Genomic DNA, 21,274 nt, shown 5'->3' with positions numbered 1-21,274 from the left:
GGTGAATGAATAGCGTCACCAAAGGGCCGATCGGCGAGCCATTCCCTTTCTCCTGTCGGTTCTACCTAAACGCAAAATCCCGAGCCTTGGCTCGGGATTTTGCGTTCATGAGGGCGATTTCCGCGTGTGTCAAAAGTCCGCTCTTGTGAGCGTCGTTGTGAGCGTCCTTGTAATGGAGCAAGACTCAATCGTGCTGAGCGACCTTCTCCGGGATCAGGCCGCGGGGCGCGAAGCGCAGTACCATCAGGATCAGCAGGCCGATGACGAAGACGCGAGCCTGTAGCGCTCGACTGTCGAGATTACCGGGCTGCCAGCCGAACCAGTCACCGCCGAGCGCCGTGACCAGATGCATCAGCGCCAGCGCCAGCGGGCCGGACATGATCCAGATCACGTAGACCAGCACGGCACCGAACAGCGTACCCAGATTGTTGCCGGGTCCACCCAGGATCACCATTACCAGCACCAGGAAGGTGTGGTTGAGCGGCAGGTAGCCCTGGGGATCGAAAATGCCGTTGAAGCTGGTCAATGCGGCACCGCCCACGCCCATCAGAATGCAGCCGAAGACGAAGATCTCCTGGCGACGGCGATTGATCGATTTACCCATGGCGGCGGCGGAGACTTCGTTGTCGCGAATAGCGCGGATCATGCGGCCCCAGGGTGCGTGATAGGCGCGATGGAGCAGAAAGAAGATTACCGCGATCATGACCACGGTCACCGCCAGATAGAACGCGCGGGCGCTCAGGAAGCCGACATCGCCCGGTGTAGGAACGGGCCACGGCAGCGGCGAGATGGTGGCGGTCCCGCGGGTCAGCCAGTCCGAGTTCTTGAGGAATGCCTTGATGATCTCGGCGATGCCGAGCGTCGCGATGACCAGGTAGTCGCTGCGAAGCCCCAGGCAGATATGGCCGATGACGTAACCGATACCACCGGCGAGCGCGCCGCCGACGATCCAGCCGAGCCAGACGGGCAGACCGAGACCGCCGATGAATTCGACCTGCGACTCGATATCGCCGGTCACGCTACGCAGCCAGCTCACCACCACGAGATAGCCGATCAGGCCAGCGACGACGGCGAGGATGGTACGTAGCAGCTTGGGTACGCCGATGCGGTCCAGCCGAGTGATGGCAAAGACGATGGCGACGACCGCGATGATCGCCAGCAGTACCCAGCCGAGCCGCGCGGGGAGATCGCTCTGCCAGAAGGCGTGATTGACCGGAATGCTGAAGAAGGTCGCTGAGAAGCCACCGAGCGCCACGAAACCCATGATGCCGGCGTTGAACTGGCCGGCGTAGCCCCACTGAATGGTCAGCCCCAGCGCCAGAATGGCGTAGCAGGAAGCCTCGACCAGCATGCGCGTGGCGTAGGCCGGCCCCATCATCGAGAAGACGCCGAGCACGATCACGGCCAGACCGCCGAACAGCACCAGTTCCCGTAGCGGCAGTGTCGGCCGAGCGAGTGCGGGGGCATCACGCCGATGCTGGGAGGCGTTCTGACTCGGTTGCGGCGTGCTGCGGCGAGGTTGGGACGTCGAATCGGAATCGTTCATCAGATCACCTTCCCTTTGAAGATGCCGGTCGGGCGCCAGATCAGCACCGCTACCAGAATGAAGAAGGGCACCACGATCTTGTATTCGGTACCGACGATCGCGAGGTTGTTGGGCAGTTCGATCCAGCTCGGCAGGCTATCCCGAATCGGGCGCAGCAGCACCGACCAGTTGAAGACCGCCAGCGTCTCGGCGAAACCGACCAGAAAGCCGCCGGCGATGGCGCCGAGCGGGTGGCCGACGCCACCGACGATCGCCGCGGCGAAGATCGGCAGCAGCAGAAAGAAGCTCAGGTCCGGCTTGAACGCGACGTCCAGCGACAGCAGCGTGCCGGCGATGGTGGCAAGCCCGCCGGCGATGACCCAGGTGAGTGTCACGATCAGTTGGGTATTGATGCCCGAGGCACGCGCCAGATCGGGGTTGTCAGACATGGCTCGCATCGCCTTGCCGAGTCTGGCCCGAGTCAAAAACAGATGCAGGCCGACGACCGCGACGATGGTGACGACGAACAGGATAATCTGGGGTTCGGTGAGAATGATCGGCCGGGTCACGCCCGGAATATCGATACGGAAGATCTCCTTGCGCGCATCGACGTAGAGACTCTGCGCGCCGGTCCCGGCGAAGAGCCGGATCAGCCCCTGCAGCATCAGCGTGACGCCGAGCGAGGCGATCACCATGACGATCGGCTTGACCTTGTGCGCGCGCAGCGGCTGGTAGAAGGCCCGGTCGATGCCCACGGCCACCAGCGAGGTGAAGACCATGCCGATCGGCAGCATGACGATGGCCGTGGGCAGCCCCAGGGCATCGCCGGCGTGGGGAAAGAGCATCGTCAGCAGCAGCACGACGAAGGTGCCGAGCGTCATCATGTCGGCATGGGCAAAGTGGGCGAAGCGCAGAATGCTGTAGATCAGCGTCACGCCGACCGCGCCCATGGCGTAGATACAGCCGGTGACGCTGCCGGCGACCACGACATAGTTAAAGAAGTAGATCAGCTCATTCACGACGACATCTCTTTGATGGAATAGCCCGGAAAATCGAGTTAACGCCGGCCGCGGCCAAGCGCGCGACGCCAAACAGTCTCAGCCGCCGAGGAAGCTCCTGGCCACCTGCGGGTCGTTGAGCAGCGCCTCGCCGGTATCGGTGAAGCGATTCTGCCCGGCGGCCAGCACGAAGCCTCGGTGCGCGATGCGCAGCGCCTGCTTGGCGTTCTGCTCGACCATCAGCACGCCGACGCCGGAGGCGGCAATCGCTTTCACCCGTTCGAAAATCTCGTTCATGTAAAGCGGCGAGAGGCCGGCGGTCGGCTCGTCGAGCAGCAGCACGCTGGGCTCGTTCATCAGTGCGCGGCCCATGGCGACCATCTGGCGCTGTCCGCCGGAGAGCTCGCCCGCGGGCTGTCGGCGCTTCTCCTTCAATGGAGGAAAGAACTCGAAGATCTGCTGCTTCAGCCGTGACGCCGTGGCCGGCTTGAGGAAGGCGCCCATCTCGAGATTCTCTTCCACCGAGAGACTGGGGAAGATGTTCTTCTCCTGCGGCACGAATCCCATGCCCATCTCGACCAGCTTGTGCGGCGAGAGATTGGTGATCGGCTCGCCGCGTAGGCGGATCTCGCCACCGGTGATGGTCAAAAGGCCGAACACGGCCTTGAGCATGGTCGATTTGCCGGCGCCGTTGGGGCCGACGATGACGCCGACTTCGTCGGCTTCGATCGCCATGTCGACGCCGTTGAGAATGTTCATGCCGCCGTAGCCGCCATGAACGTCGATCGCTTCGAGTATTGGCATCTGTCGCTCTATCGTTGTCGTGCCGGTCCGGGAATCGGGTGTGAGCGTCTGATATCGACGGCGATATCAGGCCGGTTCCGCGCCGAAGTAGGCTTCGATGACCTCGGGATTGTTCTGGATATCGGCAATCGAGCCTTCGACCATGACCTGGCCCTGGGCCAGCACGATCACCGGATCGCAAAGCCGCGCGATCATCTCCATGTCGTGCTCGATGACCAGGAAGGTGTAGCCCATCTCGCGATTCAGGCGCTCGATGTTGTCGATCAGATCGCCCAGCAGGGTGCGGTTGACGCCGGCGGCGATCTCGTCGAGCAGGACCACGCGGGCGTCGGTCATCATCGTGCGGCCGAGCTCCAGAAGCTTCTTCTGGCCGCCGGAAAGGTTGCCGGCCAGCTCGTTGCGCACGTGCGAGAGGCCGATGAAGTCCAGTACCTCCAGCGCCCGGCGCCGGGTTTGCGCTTCCTGACGCTTGACTTCGCCCGGCTTGAACCAGGTGCTGAAGAGGTTCTCGCCCTCCTGCGCCGGTGGCACCATCATCAGGTTTTCCAGCGAGGTCAGATGGCTGAACTCGTGCGCGATCTGGAAGGTGCGCAGCAGTCCCTTGTGAAAACGGTGGTTGGCGGAGAGCCAGGTGATCGGTTCGCCATCGAGCAGCACTTCGCCGCTATCCGGCAGCAGGCTGCCGGCGATGATATTGAACAGCGTCGACTTGCCGGCACCATTGGGGCCGATCATGCCGGTGATCGAGCCTTTCTGGACCTGGATGGAGCAGTCGTCGATGACGGTCAGGCCGCCGAACGACTTCTTGATGTTACGGACATCGATGATCGGGGTCATCGGGGTTCCTTGATGCGCAGTTGTTGTTGCTGTCGGTGCTGCGATGGGGATTGGCCCTCCGGCGCGGGGCGGGCGCGACCAATGTTGCCGATTGTACAGGCGTCAGTTCGCGTGAGTAGCCTTTTCGTTAAACGCCTCGCCAACGACGGGCAGCGTAAACGAAGACACCCGCCGGGAGGCGGGTGTCTCTGGAGAACAGATCGCTGATCAGTTCTTCTTGGCGCGTTTGCGCTCGTTCTCGGTCAGGAACTTCTTGCGCAGACGAATATGGTTCGGCGTGATCTCGACCAGCTCGTCATCGTCGAGGAACTCGATCGCCTGCTCCAGCGTGAAGCGCACCGGCGGCGTCAGCACGATGTTCTCGTCGTTGCCCGAGGCGCGCATGTTGTCGAGTTTCTTCGCCTTGGTCGGGTTGACCACCATGTCTTCGGCGCGGTTGTTGATCCCGATCAGCATGCCTTCATAGACCTCGGTGCCGTGCTCGACGATCAGCTTGCCGCGGTCCTGCAGCGCGTAGAGGGCGTAGGCCAGCGCCTTGCCGGAAACCATCGACACCAGCACACCGTTGCGACGCTTGATCTGCGCGTCCGGCTTCAGCGGGCCATAGTGGTCGAAGCGGCTGGTCAGAATGCCGGTGCCGGAGGTCAGGGTCAGGAACTGACCGCGGAAGCCGATCAGACCACGCGCCGGAATGATGAAGTCCAGGCGCACTCGGCCCTTGCCGTCCGGGTTCATGTTGGAAAGCTCGCCCTTGCGGTAGCCGAGCTCCTCCATCACCGAACCCTGATGCTGCTCTTCGCAGTCGATGATGACCTCTTCGTACGGCTCCTGCTTGACGCCGTCGATCTCCTTGATGATGACTTCGGGGCGGCCGACGGCCAGCTCGAAACCTTCACGACGCATCGTCTCGATCAGCACCGAGAGGTGCAGCTCGCCGCGGCCGGAGACCTTGAACTTCTCGGCGCTGTCGCCCTGCTCGACGCGCAGCGCGACGTTGTGGATCAGCTCCTGATCCAGACGCTCCTTGATGTTGCGGCTGGTGACGAACTTGCCGTCCTTGCCCGCGAACGGCGAGTCGTTGACCTGGAAGGTCATGGAGACGGTCGGCTCGTCGACGGTGAGCGCCGGCAGTGCCTCGACGGCGCTGACGTCACACAAGGTGTCGGAGATCGCCAGATCCTCGATGCCGGTGATGCAGACGATGTCGCCGGCAGTGGCTTCGTCGGTCTGGACGCGTTCGAGACCCATGTGGGTCATGACCTGGCCGATCTTGCCTTTGCGGGTGTTGCCTTCCTTGGTGATGACGCTGATCTGCTGGCCCGGCTTGACGCTGCCGCGCTTGATGCGACCGAGACCGATGACACCGACGTAGCTGTTGTAGTCGAGCGCGGAGATCTGCATCTGGAACGGGCCGTCGATCTCGACCTTGGGCGGCTCGACGATATCGACGATGGAGTGGAACATCGGGTCCATGTCGTCGGCGAGCTGGTCCGGCTCCATGCCGGCGATGCCGTTGAGCGCCGAGCAGTAGATGATCGGGAAATCGAGCTGCTCGTCGGAAGCGCCGAGGTTGTCGAACAGATCGAAGATCTGGTCGATGACCCAGTCAGGGCGCGCACCCGGGCGGTCGATCTTGTTGACCACGACGATCGGCTTCAAGCCCTGGGCGAACGCCTTCTGGGTCACGAAGCGAGTCTGCGGCATCGGGCCGTCGACCGCGTCGACCAGCAGGAGAACGGAGTCGACCATCGACATGACGCGCTCGACCTCGCCACCGAAGTCGGCGTGTCCCGGGGTGTCGACGATATTGATGTGGTAGTCGCGGCCGTTGCCGTCGTTCCAGCGGATCGCGGTGTTCTTGGCCAGGATGGTGATACCGCGCTCTTTCTCCTGGTCGTTGGAGTCCATGATGCGGTCCTGACCCTCGGCCTTGCGATCCAGGGTGCCGGACTGCTGGAGCAGCTTGTCGACCAGCGTGGTCTTGCCGTGGTCGACGTGCGCGATAATGGCAATGTTTCTAATGCTCTCGATGCGAGCGTCAGCGGCGTTGTCACTCATGGGGCTTTATCCATCGTAAAAATGTAGGCGCCCATGTTGTCTATCGGCGACCGGCATTTCGAGCGCGAATCGACGAGTCCCCCTGGGCACGGGTAGGAAGGCTGGGCGCGCATTGTACAGGCAAGGGCGCGAGACTGGCTACTTTCGTCGAAACGACGGGATCGTGACGGGATTCCCCTCCACGCGAGAGCGCCATAGAATGGACGGTTCTCTATTCTCGAGGAACCTGGCTTGGCCACGTCAATCGACGACGACTGTTGTCGCTCCCTGTCTTTCCGCGCCGTCGATACCGGCGTTCTCTCCCCGTTTCCGACTTTCTTTACCGCCACCGATGCGTCCCGCGTCTTGTCCGGGAGGCTTCACTGATGGGGTGGTTCGAATTTTCCTGGATCGCCGATCCGGCCGCCTGGGCGGGCCTGGCGACGCTGGTCGTCATCGAGATCGTGCTGGGTATCGACAACCTGGTATTCATCGCCATTCTGGCCGACAAGCTGCCGCCGGCCCAGCGCGACCGGGCTCGCCTCATGGGGCTCTCGCTCGCGCTGATCATGCGCCTGGTCCTGCTCGGGGCCATCTCCTGGCTGATGGGGCTGACGCGGCCTCTGTTCAATGTCTTCGAACACGGTTTCAGCGGCCGAGATCTGATCCTCATCGGCGGTGGTCTCTTTCTCATCTACAAGGCGACCAGCGAGCTGCACGACCACATCAATGCCACTACGGCCCATGGCGGCGCGGCACGAGGGGCTTATGCCGCGTTCTCGGTCGTCGTCGCGCAGATCGTGGCGCTGGATGCCGTGTTCTCGATCGATTCGGTCATCACCGCCGTCGGCATGTCGGAACATCTCATGGTGATGATGATCGCCGTGATCATCGCCGTCAGCCTGATGCTGCTGGCCAGCAAGCCGCTGACGCGATTCGTGGGGCAGCATCCGACCGTGATCCTGCTCTGTCTCGGCTTTCTCTTGATGATCGGCTTCAGCCTCGTCGCCGAGGGCATGGGGCTGCACATTCCCAAGGGCTACCTTTACGGCGCGATCGGCTTCTCGATCGTCATCGAACTGCTCGAGGAGTGGCGCCGACGCCGGACCCGCGTCGAAGCGCGTGGTACCACTCGGCGCACGCGCACGGCCGACGCGGTGATGCGGCTGATCAGTGGCGGCAACGTGGGCATCGAGCAGCGCGACACCGGCGTGGCCGCGACGATGTTCGGCGCCGAGGAGCAGCGCATGGTTCGCGGGGTGCTGTCGATGGCGGACAAGCCGATCAGCGCGGTGATGACGCTGCGCCGCGATCTGGACTGCCTCGATCTGGCCGATGCCGAACCGAAGCGGCTGGAACAGCTGCGGGCCAGTCGGCATGCGAGCCTGGTGGTGATCCGCGAGGGGAAAAGCGACTCGCCGCTCGGCGTCATCCACAAGAAGCGGCTGCTCGACGTGCTGCTGGACGGTCAGCCCGCCGAGATCGAGGTGCTGATCGAACAGCCGCTGGTACTGCTGGAGAACACCAGTCTGGTCGAGGCGCTCGGCCAGTTTCAGCGCAGTGGCGAGATGATCGCCTTCGTGGTCGATGAATTCGGCACGCTCGAAGGCGTCGCTACGCTGCTCGATATCATGCGCGATCTCTCCGAGGAGGATTTGACGGCGCCCGGCGGGCAAGCACGTATCCGTCGTATCGGCGACGACGTCTACGATGTCGATGCCAGCGAGGACATGGTCGACGTCAATCAGCAACTCCCCGAGCCGCTGCCGCTCGATCGCAACTACACCAGCCTCGCCGGGCTGGTGATCGACCGCCTGGAGACACTGCCCTACATCGGCGCCACGGTGGATGTAGAACCGTGGCGGATCGAGATTCGCGACGTCGAGCGACACCGGGTGCGGCGTGTGCGTCTGAGGCGACTCGACGCCGATGGCCGGTAGTGGGCGATAACCCGACGCTCGAAGCGCGGCTGCTCGGCTGGGTTCGGGAAGACGCGGAGCGCATGACGCGGCTCCGCCAGGCGCGCGAGCTGGCACTGCCGCAGTGGGCGCTGGCGGCGGGGTTCGTGCGCAACCTGGTATGGGATCGACTGCATGCGCATGACGTTCCCACGCCCTTGAACGACATCGACCTCATCTTTTTCGATCGTGAGGATGATTCGAGTGCGCGGGATCGCGAGCTGACGCAGCGGCTGCAGGCGCACGGCGGCGCGCCGTGGTCGGTCAAGAATCAGGCGCGGATGCACTGCCGTCACGGTCACGAGCCCTATCGATCCACCCTCGATGCGATGCGCTTCTGGGTCGAGTGCGAGACCGCTGTCGGCGTCACGCTGGATGAGCGGGATCGGCTGCGTCTGCTGGCCCCGTTCGGTATCGAGACGCTGATGTCAGGGCGCGTCACGCTCAATCCGCTGCACGGCGATGCCGAGGTGCTCCGGCGTCGCGCGCTCGAGAAGCAGTGGCAGACGCGCTGGCCCGCGCTTCTCATGCCGGCGCGGGACTTCGACTGAAGAGGGCTGCCCGCGCTACTGCAGATAGCCCAGTAGCCAGTCGAACAGCTTTCCCGGACTGCTCGCCAGCGGCTGCGTGATCGAGAATCGCGGTAGTCGAATGTGGCGGGGCGAGGGGGGTAGCCACCCCGGTTGGCGGGTCAGGACGTGCTGGATGCCCATCTTCTCCGCCAGCTGGACCAGCGTGGCATCTCCGTCATCGCTGGCGCACGCCACGATGTCGAGCGGCTGCTGGCACAGACTGGCCAGGCGATGGCGACTGTGGCGAAGCCGATGCAACGAGTGGACGTCGCCAGGAACCGGCATGCTCAGGGAACCGAAGCGAATCAATCCGCCCGATTCCAGACGCCGGATGCTGAAAGGGTCGAGTGCCTGGCGCATCAGGCCAGAGGCGGGCAGCAGGGTTTCGGCGAGACTCTCCAGTCGGCTCTGAACGCTCGAGGCGAGCGTCTGCTGTTCGAGGTAAAGACGAATCGCTCGGCTGGCGGCTTCATCCCGGTGCGGCCCGCCAACCGGCGGTGGCGCCAGCCCTGCGGCCACGAACGCCTGGAAGGCCTCGCCGTCGATCTCTGCCTGCCACAGCGCTTCGCTGAGCACGGCGCGCCAGGGCGCACGAAAGTGAGGCGCCGACGCATGCGGAATGAAGACGCTGGCCGGCAATGCCAGCTTCTCCAGCGCCGGCGCGACCTGGCGATTCAGATCCTGCCAGCCGCCATCGAAGGTCAAGGCGATTCGCGGGCGCGAGTCATGGTGCTGCTGCAGCGCGCTGGCCAGACTCACCACCTGGGCGTTCTCGGCGAGCGAGTCGAGCAGCTGACGGAAGCTCTCCGGTCCGAGGCACCAGTCGGTTCTATGGGGCAGACGAGCTTCGTCCTCGTCATCCAGCACGCGCTGGATGACGACGATCGCGCTGCGTCCGTAGAGCGGTTCGCTCAGACTCAGACGCCAGTGTCCGCGCAGGCGTTTGACCACGCTCTGGGGGCTATCGAGCTTGGGCATGAGTCGATTCCCTTCGCAAGATGGCACCGGCGCCATCTCGATTCACAAGGTCCGGAGGGCCGGTCAAGCCGGCATCCGCTTGTCTCATCCTCGAGGCAATCCGCTCTGCCTCGTCATCGGTACAGTATTGGCGCGGTAGCACCAGCAGGTAAAGCTGGAGGAATTAATGTTTCATTTTGGTGCGTTTGGCTTAAATAGTGAACCAAAAAGGTGCTTACAAGCCCTTGAGCACCGAAGTGACTCGCCGCGGCAGTGCCTCCCACGCCGTAGCCTGTCGTCGCGAAACCGAAAAAGTCTATTGCAAATCAGAATCTTGTCTTTTGTAGAAGGCGGCATGCTCCATTTTGGCACATTCTCTGCATAAGCAGAGGAAAATGCCGTGCGCGTGGGCAAGCCCCGCTGACCCATGATACAAAGATGCATGCTACAAAGCGGTGTTGGACATTCGCCAACGAATCGAGCCAAGGCTCACAGTGGAGGACATCATGTCTGAGAAAACCCTCGCCCTGATTGAAGAACACGACGTCAAATGGGTAGATCTGCGCTTTACCGATACCAAGGGCAAGGAGCAGCACGTCACGATCCCGGCCAGCGCCGTCGATGCGGAATTCTTTGAAGATGGCCAGATGTTCGACGGGTCTTCCATCGAAGGCTGGAAGGGCATCAACGAGTCCGACATGATCCTGCGTCCGGAAGACGGCACCGCCTTCCTCGACCCGTTCACCGAAGACGCCACTCTGATCCTGCGCTGCGATATCATCGAGCCGTCCACCATGCAGGGTTACGAGCGTGATCCGCGCTCTATCGCCAAGCGCGCCGAAGCCTACCTGCAGAGCACCGGCCTGGGTGACACCGCCTTCTTCGGCCCGGAACCCGAATTCTTCATCTTCGACGAAGTGCACTTCAAGTCCGATATCGAGGGCTCGATGTACAAGATCTCGTCCGAAGAGGGCGCCTGGGCGACCGATCGTCAGTTCGAAGGCGGCAACCTGGCCCACCGTCCGCGCGTCAAAGGCGGCTACTTTCCGGTCCCGCCGGTCGATAGCTTCCACGACATCCGCAGCGCGATGTGCAACACGCTGCAGGCGATCGGTCAGGGCGTCGAAGTCCATCACCACGAAGTGGCCAACGCCGGTCAGAACGAGATCGGTGTCAAGTTCAATACGCTGGTGAAGAAGGCTGACGAAGTTCAGGAGATGAAGTACGTCATCCACAACGTCGCCCACGCCTACGGCAAGACCGCAACTTTCATGCCCAAGCCGCTGGTCGGTGACAACGGTTCCGGCATGCACGTCCACCAGTCCTTCTGGAAAGACGGCAGCAACCAGTTTGCGGGCGACGAGTACGCAGGCCTGTCCGAGATGGCGCTTTACTACATCGGCGGCATCATCAAGCACGCGCGTGCCCTGAACGCCTTCACCAACGCTTCGACCAACTCCTACAAGCGTCTGGTCCCGGGCTTCGAAGCGCCGGTCATGCTCGCCTACAGCGCGCGTAACCGTTCCGCGTCCATCCGTATCCCGTACACCGCCAGCCCGAAAGGCAAGCGAGTCGAAGCGCGTTTCCCCGACCCGACGGCCAACCCGTATCTGGCGTTCTCGGCGATGCTGATGGCCGGCATCGACGGCATCAAGAACAAGATCCATCCTGGCGACGCGATGGACAAGAACCTCTACGACCTGCCGCCGGAAGAAGGCAAGAAAGTCCCGACCGTCGCGACCAGCCTGGATCAGGCACTGGAAGCTCTGGACGCCGATCGTGCCTTCCTGACCGAAGGTGGTGTTTTCACCGACAGCATGATCGATGCCTACATCGAGCTGAAAGGTGAAGACGTCGAGCGTCTGCGCCTGGCGACTCACCCGGTCGAGTTCGAGCTCTACTACAGCGTTTGATTGCGGTCCGTCGCCTCGGCGACGAGTCATGCTGTGCACAAGCCCCACCCTTCGGTGGGGCTTTTTCGTCTGGGTCGATCTTCGGTGGCGAGCGACAGCGTTGGCCGAGCGGCGCAAGGTGATGCCAAGCCATCGGTGATGTGCTCATAACCTGTGTCGATCTGCTCGCGGTCTGCATCGAGGGGGCCTTTGCCGGTGGTGCAGAGTGATCGTATCGGGCCGATAGACAGCAAGAATGCCCCCGACGAGCGCTGCTTGATGCGCCCCGCGGCAGCTTTTTCAAGGCCTGTTCATTTGCGAAGGGAGTCGGACGATGCGCAAGATCAAGATGAGCAAGATTTTGACGAGGCAGGTGCTGGCGTGGCCGGTACTGACGAGCCTGGCGCTCGGCAGTTTGACGTCGCTGGCCCTCGCGGCGCCGGTGTATCGCCACATCGATGCCCAGGGCAACGTCGTCTACAGCGACGAGCCGCAGGCCGGCAGTCGCGTGGATCTCGCGCCGATTACGGTGGTCGATCCGAGTGCGCCCCATGACGCGGATAGCGTGAGGTCGATGACGCCAGCTCCGTCGCCGGAGGCGGCCTTCGAGTACGCGCGCTTCGCGATCGCAAGCCCCGGCAACGAACAGACGATTCCGACCGGGCAAGCGGGCAATGTTCAGGTGAAGCTCTCGATCGAGCCAGCGCTGCGCCGGCAAGATCGGGTTCAGCTCCGCGTGGATGGCAAGGTCCGCCAGTCGCCGATGCACTCGAGCGTATTCGCGCTGAGTCAGCTCGAACGCGGCGAGCATCGCCTGCAGGCCGAGCTGGTTGACGGGCAGGGCCAGACGCGACTGGCAACGCCGCCGGTCACGATCTACGTCCAGCGGGCCAGCGTGAACCTGCCCAGGAATCCGAATAATCCCAATCGGTAAGCACGCCGGTACTTTGTTGCCCCAAACTGGTGCACACTAGACGCGCCTCCATCGTCCACCCTCCGTCTCTGGGCCAATTCGGGGAGTGGCGCGGTTTTTGCACTGTATAAGCACATACCGGATCACCACGATGGAACAACGTATGTATCAACGCTTGCTGGAGCACTTGACGACCGCCGTCGTTCTGCTGGACGACGCGCTTCACGTGCGCTGGCTGAATCCCGCCGCAGAGGCGCTTCTTGCCGCCAGTCGCCCCCGCGTGGTCGGACAGTGGCTCGACTGCCTCGAGGGCCAGGATGGCGTCATCCGTCAGGTGCTGCAGAAGGCGATGGTGGAGTTTCACCCCTACACGCAGCGGGAGGCCGCACTGGTACTGGCGACCGGTGAGGTCATTACCGTCGATTTCACCGCTACGCCGATGACCAGCCGCGAGCTGCTGCTCGAGATCGAGCCGCGGGACCGGCTGCTGCGTATCTCGCGGGAAGAGGCGTTGATCGCCCGGCAGGAGACGGTCAAGGTGCTCACGCGGGGGCTTGCCCACGAAGTGAAGAATCCGCTGGGCGGCATTCGCGGTGCGGCGCAGCTACTCGAACGAGATTTGCCCGACCCCCAGTTGACCGAGTTCACCCGCATCATCGTCGAGGAAGCGGATCGGCTGCGCGACCTCGTCGACCGGATGCTCGGCCCCAACACGCTGGTGCATCACGAGCCGTTGAACGTGCACAAGGTGCTGGAGCGCGTGCGGGCGCTGCTTGAGGTGGAGCACCACCAGCTGACGTTCGAGCGTGACTACGATCCCAGCGTGCCCGATCTGATCGGCGACGAGGCGCAGCTGATCCAGGCGACGCTCAATATCGCTCGCAACGCGGTGCAGGCGATGGAGGAGTTCGGCACGCCGGCGCCGCACTTGCTGCTGCGTACGCGAGTGCGGCGTCAATTTACGCTCGGGGCAGAGCGTCATCGCCTGGTGTGCGAGGTGGCGATCATCGACAACGGGCCGGGAATCCCCGAGCACATACGCGAGACGCTGTTCTTTCCGATGGTCTCCGGGCGCGCCGAGGGGAGCGGTCTCGGGCTATCCATTGCGCAGTCGATCCTGCATCAGCACCAGGGGCTGATCGAATGCGAGTCCCGCCCTGGCGCCACCGAATTCCGTCTGCTGATTCCCTTCGAGGCGCCGCAGTGAACGCGATCGTCTGTTCCGCCCCGCGCGTCACGGCGCGCCCTATCGAGGTCGCCGAGAGCGCGATTCCCTATTCTGCTGGACCGTCCTACTGGAGACTGTCATGACCGATGTCGCTCGTATTGTCATCGTCGACGACGACCGTGCGATTCGTTGGGTACTGGAGCGAGCGCTGGCGCAACCGGATCTGGAAGTGAAATCCTTCGAGCGGGCCGATGCCGCGCTGGAATCGATCGAGCGCCAGCCGCCCGACGTGGTGCTGACCGACATCCGCATGCCGGGGTTGGACGGTCTCGATCTGATGGCAAGGATCCGTCAGAACCATCCCGATCTTCCGGTTATCGTGATGACGGCCCACTCCGATCTGGACAGCGCCGTCGCGTCCTATCAGGGCGGTGCCTTCGAGTACCTGCCCAAGCCGTTCGATGTCGACGATGCGCTGGCGCTGGTTCGCCGTGGCGTTGCTCATGCCCGCGAGCGCCGTTCGCCCGCGGCGATGCCGGAGGGGTTGTCAGCCGAGATCATTGGCGAAGCGCCGGCGATGCAGGAGGTCTTTCGTGCCATCGGCCGGCTCTCGCAATCCCACATCACGGTGCTGATCAACGGCGAGTCGGGAACCGGCAAGGAGCGGGTGGCGCAGGCGCTGCATCAGCACAGTCCGCGTGCCGGAAACCCGTTCATCGCGCTCAACATGGCGGCGATTCCCAAGGACCTGATGGAGTCCGAACTGTTCGGCCATGAAAAGGGCGCCTTCACCGGCGCCGCCGCCCAGCGTCGCGGACGTTTCGAGCAGGCCGATGGCGGTACGCTGTTTCTCGACGAGATCGGGGACATGCCGGCGGACACGCAGACGCGGCTGCTGCGCGTGCTGGCCGACGGCGAGTTCTATCGCGTCGGCGGCCACACGCCGGTCAAGGTCGACGTGCGCATCATCGCCGCCACCCACCAGAATCTCGAGAAGCTGGTCGCCGAAGGGCGGTTTCGCGAGGATCTTTTCCACCGCCTCAACGTCATTCGCGTTCACCTGCCTCGGCTGTCCGAGCGTCGCGAGGACATCCCGCGGCTCGCTCAGCACTTTCTGGCCGAGGCGGCCAAGGAGCTCTCCACCGAACCGAAGGTGCTGACCAAGGAAGCGGAAACGCACCTCACGCGACTGCCTTGGCCAGGCAACGTGCGCCAGCTCGAGAATACCTGCCGCTGGCTGACCGTGATGGCCTCCGGACGCGAGGTGCTGGTCGACGATCTGCCGCCGGAGCTGCGCGATCTGGAGGGCACCGAGACCAGCGGTGGCGACTGGCGCAATGCGTTTCGTGAGTGGGCCGACCGCGCGCTGGCGTCCGGCCACACGCATCTGCTGGAAGAGTCGGTGCCGGATTTCGAGCGCATCCTGATCGAGACGGCGCTCAAGCACACCGGTGGGCGCAAGGGCGAGGCAGCCGAGCTCCTGGGCTGGGGCCGCAATACGCTGACCCGCAAGCTGAAGGTGTTGCTGCCGGCGCTGGCCGACGACTGACCGAGCGACGACATCACTCGCCGCAGGCGACGGTGTCGGTTTTCTGAACGCGTCGGATGGTGACCTGTCTCAGCACTTAACTTGAATTAAGAAAAGCGTCTAGGCTGTTAACGAGTGCCCGGCGATTCGCCGGGCGCTGTCGTCTCCTGTTGCCGTCGGCGCGCGGCAGCAGACGTCCGTCATGCGAGAAACCGTGGAGAATCCATGCCCGACATGAGCCAATGGTGGCGTGGCAGCGTCATCTACCAGATCTATCCGCGAAGCTTCATGGATGCCCGTGGCGACGGGATCGGTGACCTGCCGGGGATCACCGCCAAGCTCGACTACGTCGCGGAGCTTGGCGTCGATGCAATCTGGATCTCGCCGTTCTTTCCCTCACCGATGAAGGACTTCGGTTACGACGTGACCGACTATCGCGGCGTCGATCCGATGTTCGGCTCGTTTCACGATTTTCAGGCGCTGCTGGAGCGCGCCCATGAGCTGGGATTGAAGGTGATCATCGATCTGGTGCTCAGCCACACGTCCGACCAGCATCACTGGTTCGTGCAGAGCCGAAGCTCGCGTCAGAATCAGAAGTCCGACTGGTACGTGTGGGCCGACCCCAAGCCGGACGGCACGCCGCCGAACAACTGGCTGTCGTTTTTCAGCGGCAGCGCCTGGACCTTCGATAGCCGGCGCCGGCAGTACTATCTGCACAACTTCCTGTCGTGTCAGCCGGATCTGAATTTCCACAATCCGGCGGTTCGCAAGGCGCAGCTCGATAACGCGCGTTTCTGGCTCGATCTCGGCGTCGACGGGTTTCGTCTGGATACCTCCAACTTCTACTTTCACAGCGTCGCACTGCAGGACAACCCGGCGCTCGGCAGCCACGAACTCAAGACGCCCAGCGTGCCCGCGTCCAACCCTTACTCGATGCAGCGTCATCAGTTCGATATCAGCCAGCCGGAGAATCTCGGCTTTCTCGGCGAGCTGCGCGCGCTGATGGACGAATATCCCGACACCATGACCGTCGGCGAAATCTCGGACGACCGGCCGCTGGAGCGCATGGTCGAGTACACCATCGGCAACGATCGCCTGCACATGGCCTACACCTTCGACCTGTTCGATGCGCGATTCGAGGCCAAGCAGCTGCGCGACATCATCGAGCACTTCCAGTACTACGCCGGCGACGCCTGGCCCTGCTGGGCGCTCTCGAACCATGATGTCACTCGCGTTGTGTCTCGCTGGGCGAACCACGAGCACATGGAGCAGCAGGGTCCGCTGGTGGCCAAGGTCGCGACCGTGATGCTCTGCTCGCTCTACGGCAGCATCTGTCTCTACCAGGGCGAGGAGCTGGGGCTGACCGAAGGCGATGTGCCTTACGAGCGCCTGGTCGACCCCTACGGCCTGGCGCTGTGGCCCGAATATAAGGGGCGCGACGGCTGCCGGACGCCGATGCCGTGGAGCGACGGCGAACGCGGCGGGTTCTCGACCGTCGAGCCGTGGCTGCCGGTCGACTTCCATCATCGGCGTCTGTCGGTCGAGCGCCAGCAGACGCAGGCCGACAGCACGCTGAGCGTGACGCGCTCCTTTTTGCACTGGCGCAAGTCACAGCCGGCGATGGTCGAGGGCACGCTGATTCTGAGCGACTTCGATGACGACCTGCTCGGCTGGCTGCGCGTCTCGCGAGATCAGGCCATTCTGGCGGTGTTCAACCTGACCGACGACACCCGCACGACCCGACTCCCCGAGGGTGCCGGACAGATCGTCTATCACGAGGGGTTTACGGCTCATCTGCGCGAAGGCACGCTGACGCTGCCGCCGTTCCAGGCTGCGTTCATCCACGTCGAGCGTGACAGCATCGATCCCAAGGCGCTGATCGAGCAGGAGCCCGATCCCGAGCGCAAGGGCTTCTTGAGTCGCCTGCTGGGGTCGTTGATGGGGCAGGACGACGGCAACCCGACCGGCTGATCCGGTCCCGAGAAGCTCGGAAACGTGCAGGCGTCGGCTTCTGGGCCGGCGCCTGCCGCATGATCGCGATCAGGCGTCGGGCCAATACGCCTTGGCGATATCGTGCACCAGGCGAACCTTGTCCCACTGGGCCTGCTCGGCGAGGTCGTTGCCCTCTTCGGTGGAAGCGAATCCGCACTGCGGGCTCAGGCAGATCTGGGATTTATCGACGTACTGCGTCGCTTCGTCGAGTCGCGCTCGAACGGCATCGGGGTTTTCGAGCTCGCCGACCTTGGTGGTGATCAGACCCAGTACCGCTTGCTGAGCGCCTTCGGGAATGAAGCGCAGCGGATCGAGGCTGCCGGCACGCTCGCTGTCGTATTCGAGGAACCAGGCATCGACGCCGACCTTGCCGAACAGTGTCTCGGCGACGGGTTCGTAGCCGCCTTCGCTGATCCAGGTCGAGCGGAAATTGCCGCGGCAGACATGCAGACCGACGTAGAGATCGTCCGGCTTGTCGGCCAGCGCGTGGTTGAGCATCTCGGCGTAGATCGATTGCAGTCGATCCGGGTCGTCACCGCGATCCCGCGCTGCCTGCAGCTCCTTCTCGGAGCAGAGATACGCCCACACGGTGTCGTCGAGCTGCAGATAGCGACAGCCGGCGTCGTAAAAGGCACGAACGGCATCGCGATAGGCATCGGCCGTATCGGCGAAGAACGCGTCCAGGCTGGGATAGATGCCGCTGTCGATCTTCCTGCGCCCGCCGCGGAAGTGCAGAACGCTGGGGCTGGGGATCGTCATCTTCGGCATCACGCGGGTCACGCTGGCCAGATAGCGGAAGTGATCCAGCATCGGGTGCGTCGGGTTGAAGGCGACCTTGCCGTCGACCCGGATCTGCTTGGCCGAGGTCTCCTTGCCCTGGAACTGGATACCCTGGTCGCCGAAATAGCCGGTCACGCCTTCAAGGTGCTCGAGAAAGTCGAAGTGCCACCAGGAGCGGCGAAATTCGCCGTCGGTGGCGACTTTCATGCCGAGCGCTTCCTGCTGTTCGACGACGCGGCGTATTTCCGCATCTTCCACCGCCTTGAGCGCGGTTGCGTCGATGTCATCGCGTTGGAATTGAGCTCGCGCTTCTTTCAGTGCGGCGGGACGAAGAAAGCTGCCGACGATATCGGCTCGGAATGGGGGATGCGTCTGCGACATGAGAAAGCCTCTCGAGATGCGCCATGGTCATGATGCGGCTAGGCGCGATAGATTGTTGAGTCCGCTAATGATGCGGGCTCGCGTGGCGACCGGCCAGTGAAGGCCTCTCATGAGCGACATGCAGGCAATTCATGGTGATGCGCCAGGCCTCGCGCCACCCGACCTCCTGGTCAGACTTTAGTGGTAGAATTTTCGATTCCGTCGACACTCTGTTCGCCGTGTCATCGGCTATCGGCGGCTTTCACCTCTTCGCCGCGCGGGTGTTTCTCTTGCGCGACGTCCTTAATAGGAGTGTTTCGTGGCAAGTCCTTCCCAGCACGATCTACGCAACGACTTTCGTCAGCTTCTGGAGAGCGACGACTGCTATTACACCGCTTCGGTCTTCGATCCGATGTCCGCGCGCATCGCCGCCGATCTCGGGTTCGAAGTCGGTATTCTCGGTGGCTCCGTCGCTTCGCTGCAGGTGTTGGCGGCGCCGGATTTTGCCCTAATCACGCTGAGTGAATTCGTCGAACAGGCCACGCGCATCGGCCGCGTCGCCCGACTGCCGTTCATTGCCGATGCCGATCACGGCTACGGCAACGCGCTTAACACCATGCGTACGATCACCGAGCTGGAGCGGGCCGGCGTGGCGGCGCTGACGATCGAGGACACGCTGCTGCCGGCACAGTACGGCCACAAGTCCACCGATCTGATTTCGGTGGAAGAGGGCGTCGGCAAGATGCGTGCGGCGCTGGAAGCGCGTATCGACCCGGCACTGTCGATCATCGCCCGCACCAATGCCGGCCAGCTCGACGATGAGTCCGCCGTCGCTCGCATTCGCGCCTATCAGGCTGCCGGCGTCGATGCAGTCTGCCTGGTTGGCGTGCGCGATTTCGAGCATCTGGAAACGCTCGCCGAGCCGCTGACCGTGCCGTTGATGCTGGTCACCTATGACAATCCGGCGCTGCGCGATCGTGCCCGGTTGGCCAAGCTCGGCGTGCGCGTCGTGGTCAATGGTCACGCCGCCTACTTCGCCGCGATCAAGGCAACCTATGACTGTCTGCGCGAACAGCGCAACATCGCCACCAACGATCTGGACGCCTCGCAGCTCTCGACGCGCTATTCGACACTGGATGAGTACCGGATCTGGGCGCGTGAATATATGGACGTGAAGGAATAAGCCGCGAGCTGCGAGCCACGAGCCGATCCTCGATATGCTGGCCGTCGGCCTGACGACTTGACTCAAGACTGAAGCGCGTCATTCTGTTTCGCTCGCAGCTCGCAGCTCGCAGCTCGCAGCTCGCAGCTCGCAGCTGACTTTTTATGGAGACCCCGATGACCGCCATGCAATGGGAGCGCCTGCTCGATCCTGTCCGTCTGCACGACGCGCGCACCTCGCGGGGCGAGATCGGTCGTAGTCCATTCCACAAGGATTATGACCGCATCGTGTTCTCCGGCTCGTTCCGCCGTTTGGGCCGCAAGACCCAGGTGCATCCGCTCACCGACAACGATCATATCCACACCCGGTTGACCCACTCGCTGGAGGTCGGCTGTGTGGGGAGAAGTCTCGGCATGATCGTCGGCGAGCAGCTTCGCGAGCGCCTGCCGGCCTGGGTCAGCCCGGCCGATCTCGGGGTGATCGTGCAAGCTGCCTGTCTCGGTCACGACATCGGCAACCCGCCGTTCGGCCACGCTGGCGAGTACGCCATTCGCGACTGGTTCAAGTGGACCGAGCAGCAGGGCGGTGGCTTGCTCGAGGGTCTCGATGACGCGCAGCGGCGCGATCTTCTGACCTATGAAGGCAACGCCCAGGGGTTTCGAGTCGTTACCCAGATCGAATACAACCAGTTCCAGGGGGGGATGCGGCTCTCCGCGGCGACACTCGGCACGCTGCTGAAATATCCGTGGACCGTCGAGCACGGCGGCAAGATGGGCAAGTTCGGCTGCTATCAGTCCGAGAAACCGCTGCTGATCGAATTGACCGAACGCCTCGGCATGAAGCAGGCGGGGGAGAACAAGTGGTGTCGCCATCCGCTCGCCTACCTGGTCGAAGCCGCGGACGACATCTGCTATGCGCTGCTCGACCTCGAAGATGGCCTGGAAATGGGCATTCTGCGCTACGAGGAGGTGGCCAAGGTGCTGCTTTCGATCGCCGGAGAAGCGCCGGCCGGCTACGAGAAGATGGAGGCGGCCGGTGTCTCCCAGCGCCGACGCATCGCGGCACTGCGTGGCGCGGCGATGGAGCGGGCGGTCAACGAGGTCGGCGACGTCTTCGTGCAGCACGAGACTGCACTGCTCAATGGCGCGCTGGAGGACGATCTGCTCGATCTGTGCCATCCGGATCTGACCTGGGGCGTCTCCTCCGCCAAGCAGCTCGCGCGTGAGCGCATTTTCCGCAACGAGCGCAAGGCCAAGCTCGAGATCGGCGCCTACACGACACTCGGCATTCTGCTCGAGGCGTTCATCGGCGCGGCCCATGAGCTGCACCACACCGGCCAATCCTCCTTCAAGCACCAGCGCGTGCTGGCGCTGATCGGCGAGAATACGCCGAAGCCCTCCTGGACCCTCTACGACAGCTATCGCCGCATGCTCGATTTCATCGGCGGTATGACGGATCACTATGCCGTCGAACTTGCTCAGGAGATGGGCGGACGCCTCAAGGGCGAGTAGTGCCAATACTCGTCTGTCCTTTTCGCGCAGTTCATCGCGCCCGACCGTGATTTTTCTCTCCGCGCCTCATCGAACAATGATGCGGTGCGGGAGCGGTTTGCCTGAAGCTCGGTAATCTCTGCTTATTGGTTGAAACTATTTTCATAACACCGTATTTTTATTGAACGATCAATCAATAAAAATCGATGGTCGTGCCAAGTCGTCTAGGTCTGTTCGTGGCTCGTCGCCCGTCGCACTGCTAGAGAGCGCCGGTGCCCGGCTGGGCCCATTTACGCTGACC

General features: G+C 63.1%; 16 protein-coding genes. 9 read left to right on the top strand and 7 right to left on the bottom strand.

Annotated features, from left to right (window positions below; translation table 11 throughout):
* Positions 1-184: 184 nt before the first annotated feature.
* The 5 genes from IE125_RS17160 to typA all read right to left on the bottom strand — a co-directional run bounded on the left by IE125_RS17160 (position 185) and on the right by typA (position 6,222).
* Complete coding sequence (locus tag IE125_RS17160; protein ID WP_189445907.1) at positions 185-1,546, bottom strand: branched-chain amino acid ABC transporter permease; 1,362 nt, start codon at positions 1,544-1,546, stop codon at positions 185-187.
* A complete protein-coding gene (locus IE125_RS17155; RefSeq protein WP_189445906.1) occupies positions 1,546-2,544 on the bottom strand; it encodes a branched-chain amino acid ABC transporter permease in 999 nt (332 codons plus the stop codon). The genes IE125_RS17160 and IE125_RS17155 overlap by 1 nt, the downstream gene beginning before the upstream one ends.
* Before the next feature lie 78 nt (positions 2,545-2,622).
* Positions 2,623-3,327: an ABC transporter ATP-binding protein gene (locus tag IE125_RS17150; protein ID WP_189445905.1), complete on the bottom strand. Its 705-nt coding sequence runs from the start codon at positions 3,325-3,327 to the stop codon at positions 2,623-2,625.
* Between the two features lie 66 nt (positions 3,328-3,393).
* On the bottom strand, positions 3,394-4,164 hold the full coding sequence (locus tag IE125_RS17145; protein WP_189445904.1) for an ABC transporter ATP-binding protein: 771 nt from the start codon (positions 4,162-4,164) through the stop codon (positions 3,394-3,396).
* A 207-nt stretch (positions 4,165-4,371) separates the two neighbouring features.
* Positions 4,372-6,222, bottom strand: a complete 1,851-nt coding sequence (gene typA, locus IE125_RS17140; RefSeq protein WP_189445903.1) for a translational GTPase TypA — start codon at positions 6,220-6,222, stop codon at positions 4,372-4,374.
* A gap of 365 nt (positions 6,223-6,587) precedes the next feature.
* On the opposite strand from typA, the gene IE125_RS19455 reads away from it, so the two are divergent.
* Positions 6,588-8,141, top strand: coding sequence for a TerC family protein (locus IE125_RS19455; protein WP_189445902.1), 1,554 nt, complete (start codon positions 6,588-6,590; stop codon positions 8,139-8,141).
* Entirely contained in the window at positions 8,141-8,710 is a 570-nt protein-coding gene (locus IE125_RS17130; protein WP_229809180.1) for a nucleotidyltransferase family protein, read from the top strand. The genes IE125_RS19455 and IE125_RS17130 overlap by 1 nt, the downstream gene beginning before the upstream one ends.
* A gap of 15 nt (positions 8,711-8,725) precedes the next feature.
* Here IE125_RS17130 and IE125_RS17125 read toward each other — a convergent pair whose 3' ends face one another.
* Positions 8,726-9,709 (bottom strand): polysaccharide deacetylase family protein, encoded by a 984-nt coding sequence (locus IE125_RS17125; RefSeq protein WP_189445901.1) that lies wholly within the window; start codon positions 9,707-9,709, stop codon positions 8,726-8,728.
* 485 nt (positions 9,710-10,194) lie between these two features.
* Here IE125_RS17125 and glnA point away from each other — a divergent pair, with 485 nt between their 5' ends.
* From glnA to IE125_RS17100, 5 genes are all read left to right on the top strand, one after another.
* Positions 10,195-11,601, top strand: coding sequence for a glutamate--ammonia ligase (gene glnA, locus IE125_RS17120; protein WP_189445900.1), 1,407 nt, complete (start codon positions 10,195-10,197; stop codon positions 11,599-11,601).
* A 313-nt stretch (positions 11,602-11,914) separates the two neighbouring features.
* Complete coding sequence (locus IE125_RS17115; protein WP_229809179.1) at positions 11,915-12,514, top strand: DUF4124 domain-containing protein; 600 nt, start codon at positions 11,915-11,917, stop codon at positions 12,512-12,514.
* 142 nt (positions 12,515-12,656) lie between these two features.
* Complete coding sequence (gene glnL / locus IE125_RS17110) at positions 12,657-13,700, top strand: nitrogen regulation protein NR(II) (protein ID WP_189446059.1); 1,044 nt, start codon at positions 12,657-12,659, stop codon at positions 13,698-13,700.
* A 100-nt stretch (positions 13,701-13,800) separates the two neighbouring features.
* On the top strand, positions 13,801-15,210 hold the full coding sequence (glnG, locus tag IE125_RS17105) for a nitrogen regulation protein NR(I) (RefSeq protein ID WP_189445899.1): 1,410 nt from the start codon (positions 13,801-13,803) through the stop codon (positions 15,208-15,210).
* A 204-nt stretch (positions 15,211-15,414) separates the two neighbouring features.
* Entirely contained in the window at positions 15,415-17,160 is a 1,746-nt protein-coding gene (locus IE125_RS17100) for an alpha-amylase family glycosyl hydrolase (RefSeq protein WP_189445898.1), read from the top strand.
* Between the two features lie 69 nt (positions 17,161-17,229).
* On the opposite strand, the gene IE125_RS17095 is transcribed toward IE125_RS17100, so the two are convergent.
* Positions 17,230-18,342: a cobalamin-independent methionine synthase II family protein gene (locus IE125_RS17095; protein WP_189445897.1), complete on the bottom strand. Its 1,113-nt coding sequence runs from the start codon at positions 18,340-18,342 to the stop codon at positions 17,230-17,232.
* 298 nt (positions 18,343-18,640) lie between these two features.
* On the opposite strand from IE125_RS17095, the gene IE125_RS17090 reads away from it, so the two are divergent.
* Positions 18,641-19,504 (top strand): oxaloacetate decarboxylase, encoded by an 864-nt coding sequence (locus IE125_RS17090; protein ID WP_189445896.1) that lies wholly within the window; start codon positions 18,641-18,643, stop codon positions 19,502-19,504.
* Between the two features lie 155 nt (positions 19,505-19,659).
* Positions 19,660-20,994, top strand: coding sequence for a deoxyguanosinetriphosphate triphosphohydrolase (locus IE125_RS17085; protein WP_189445895.1), 1,335 nt, complete (start codon positions 19,660-19,662; stop codon positions 20,992-20,994).
* The last annotated feature ends 280 nt before the right edge of the window (positions 20,995-21,274 follow it).

The sequence above is a fragment of the Salinicola rhizosphaerae genome, assembly GCF_014652715.1.
Classification (GTDB): Bacteria; Pseudomonadota; Gammaproteobacteria; order Pseudomonadales; family Halomonadaceae; genus Salinicola; species Salinicola rhizosphaerae.
The sequence above is the reverse complement of the archived record's forward strand: the minus strand, read 5'-3'. Positions and strand labels throughout refer to the sequence as shown.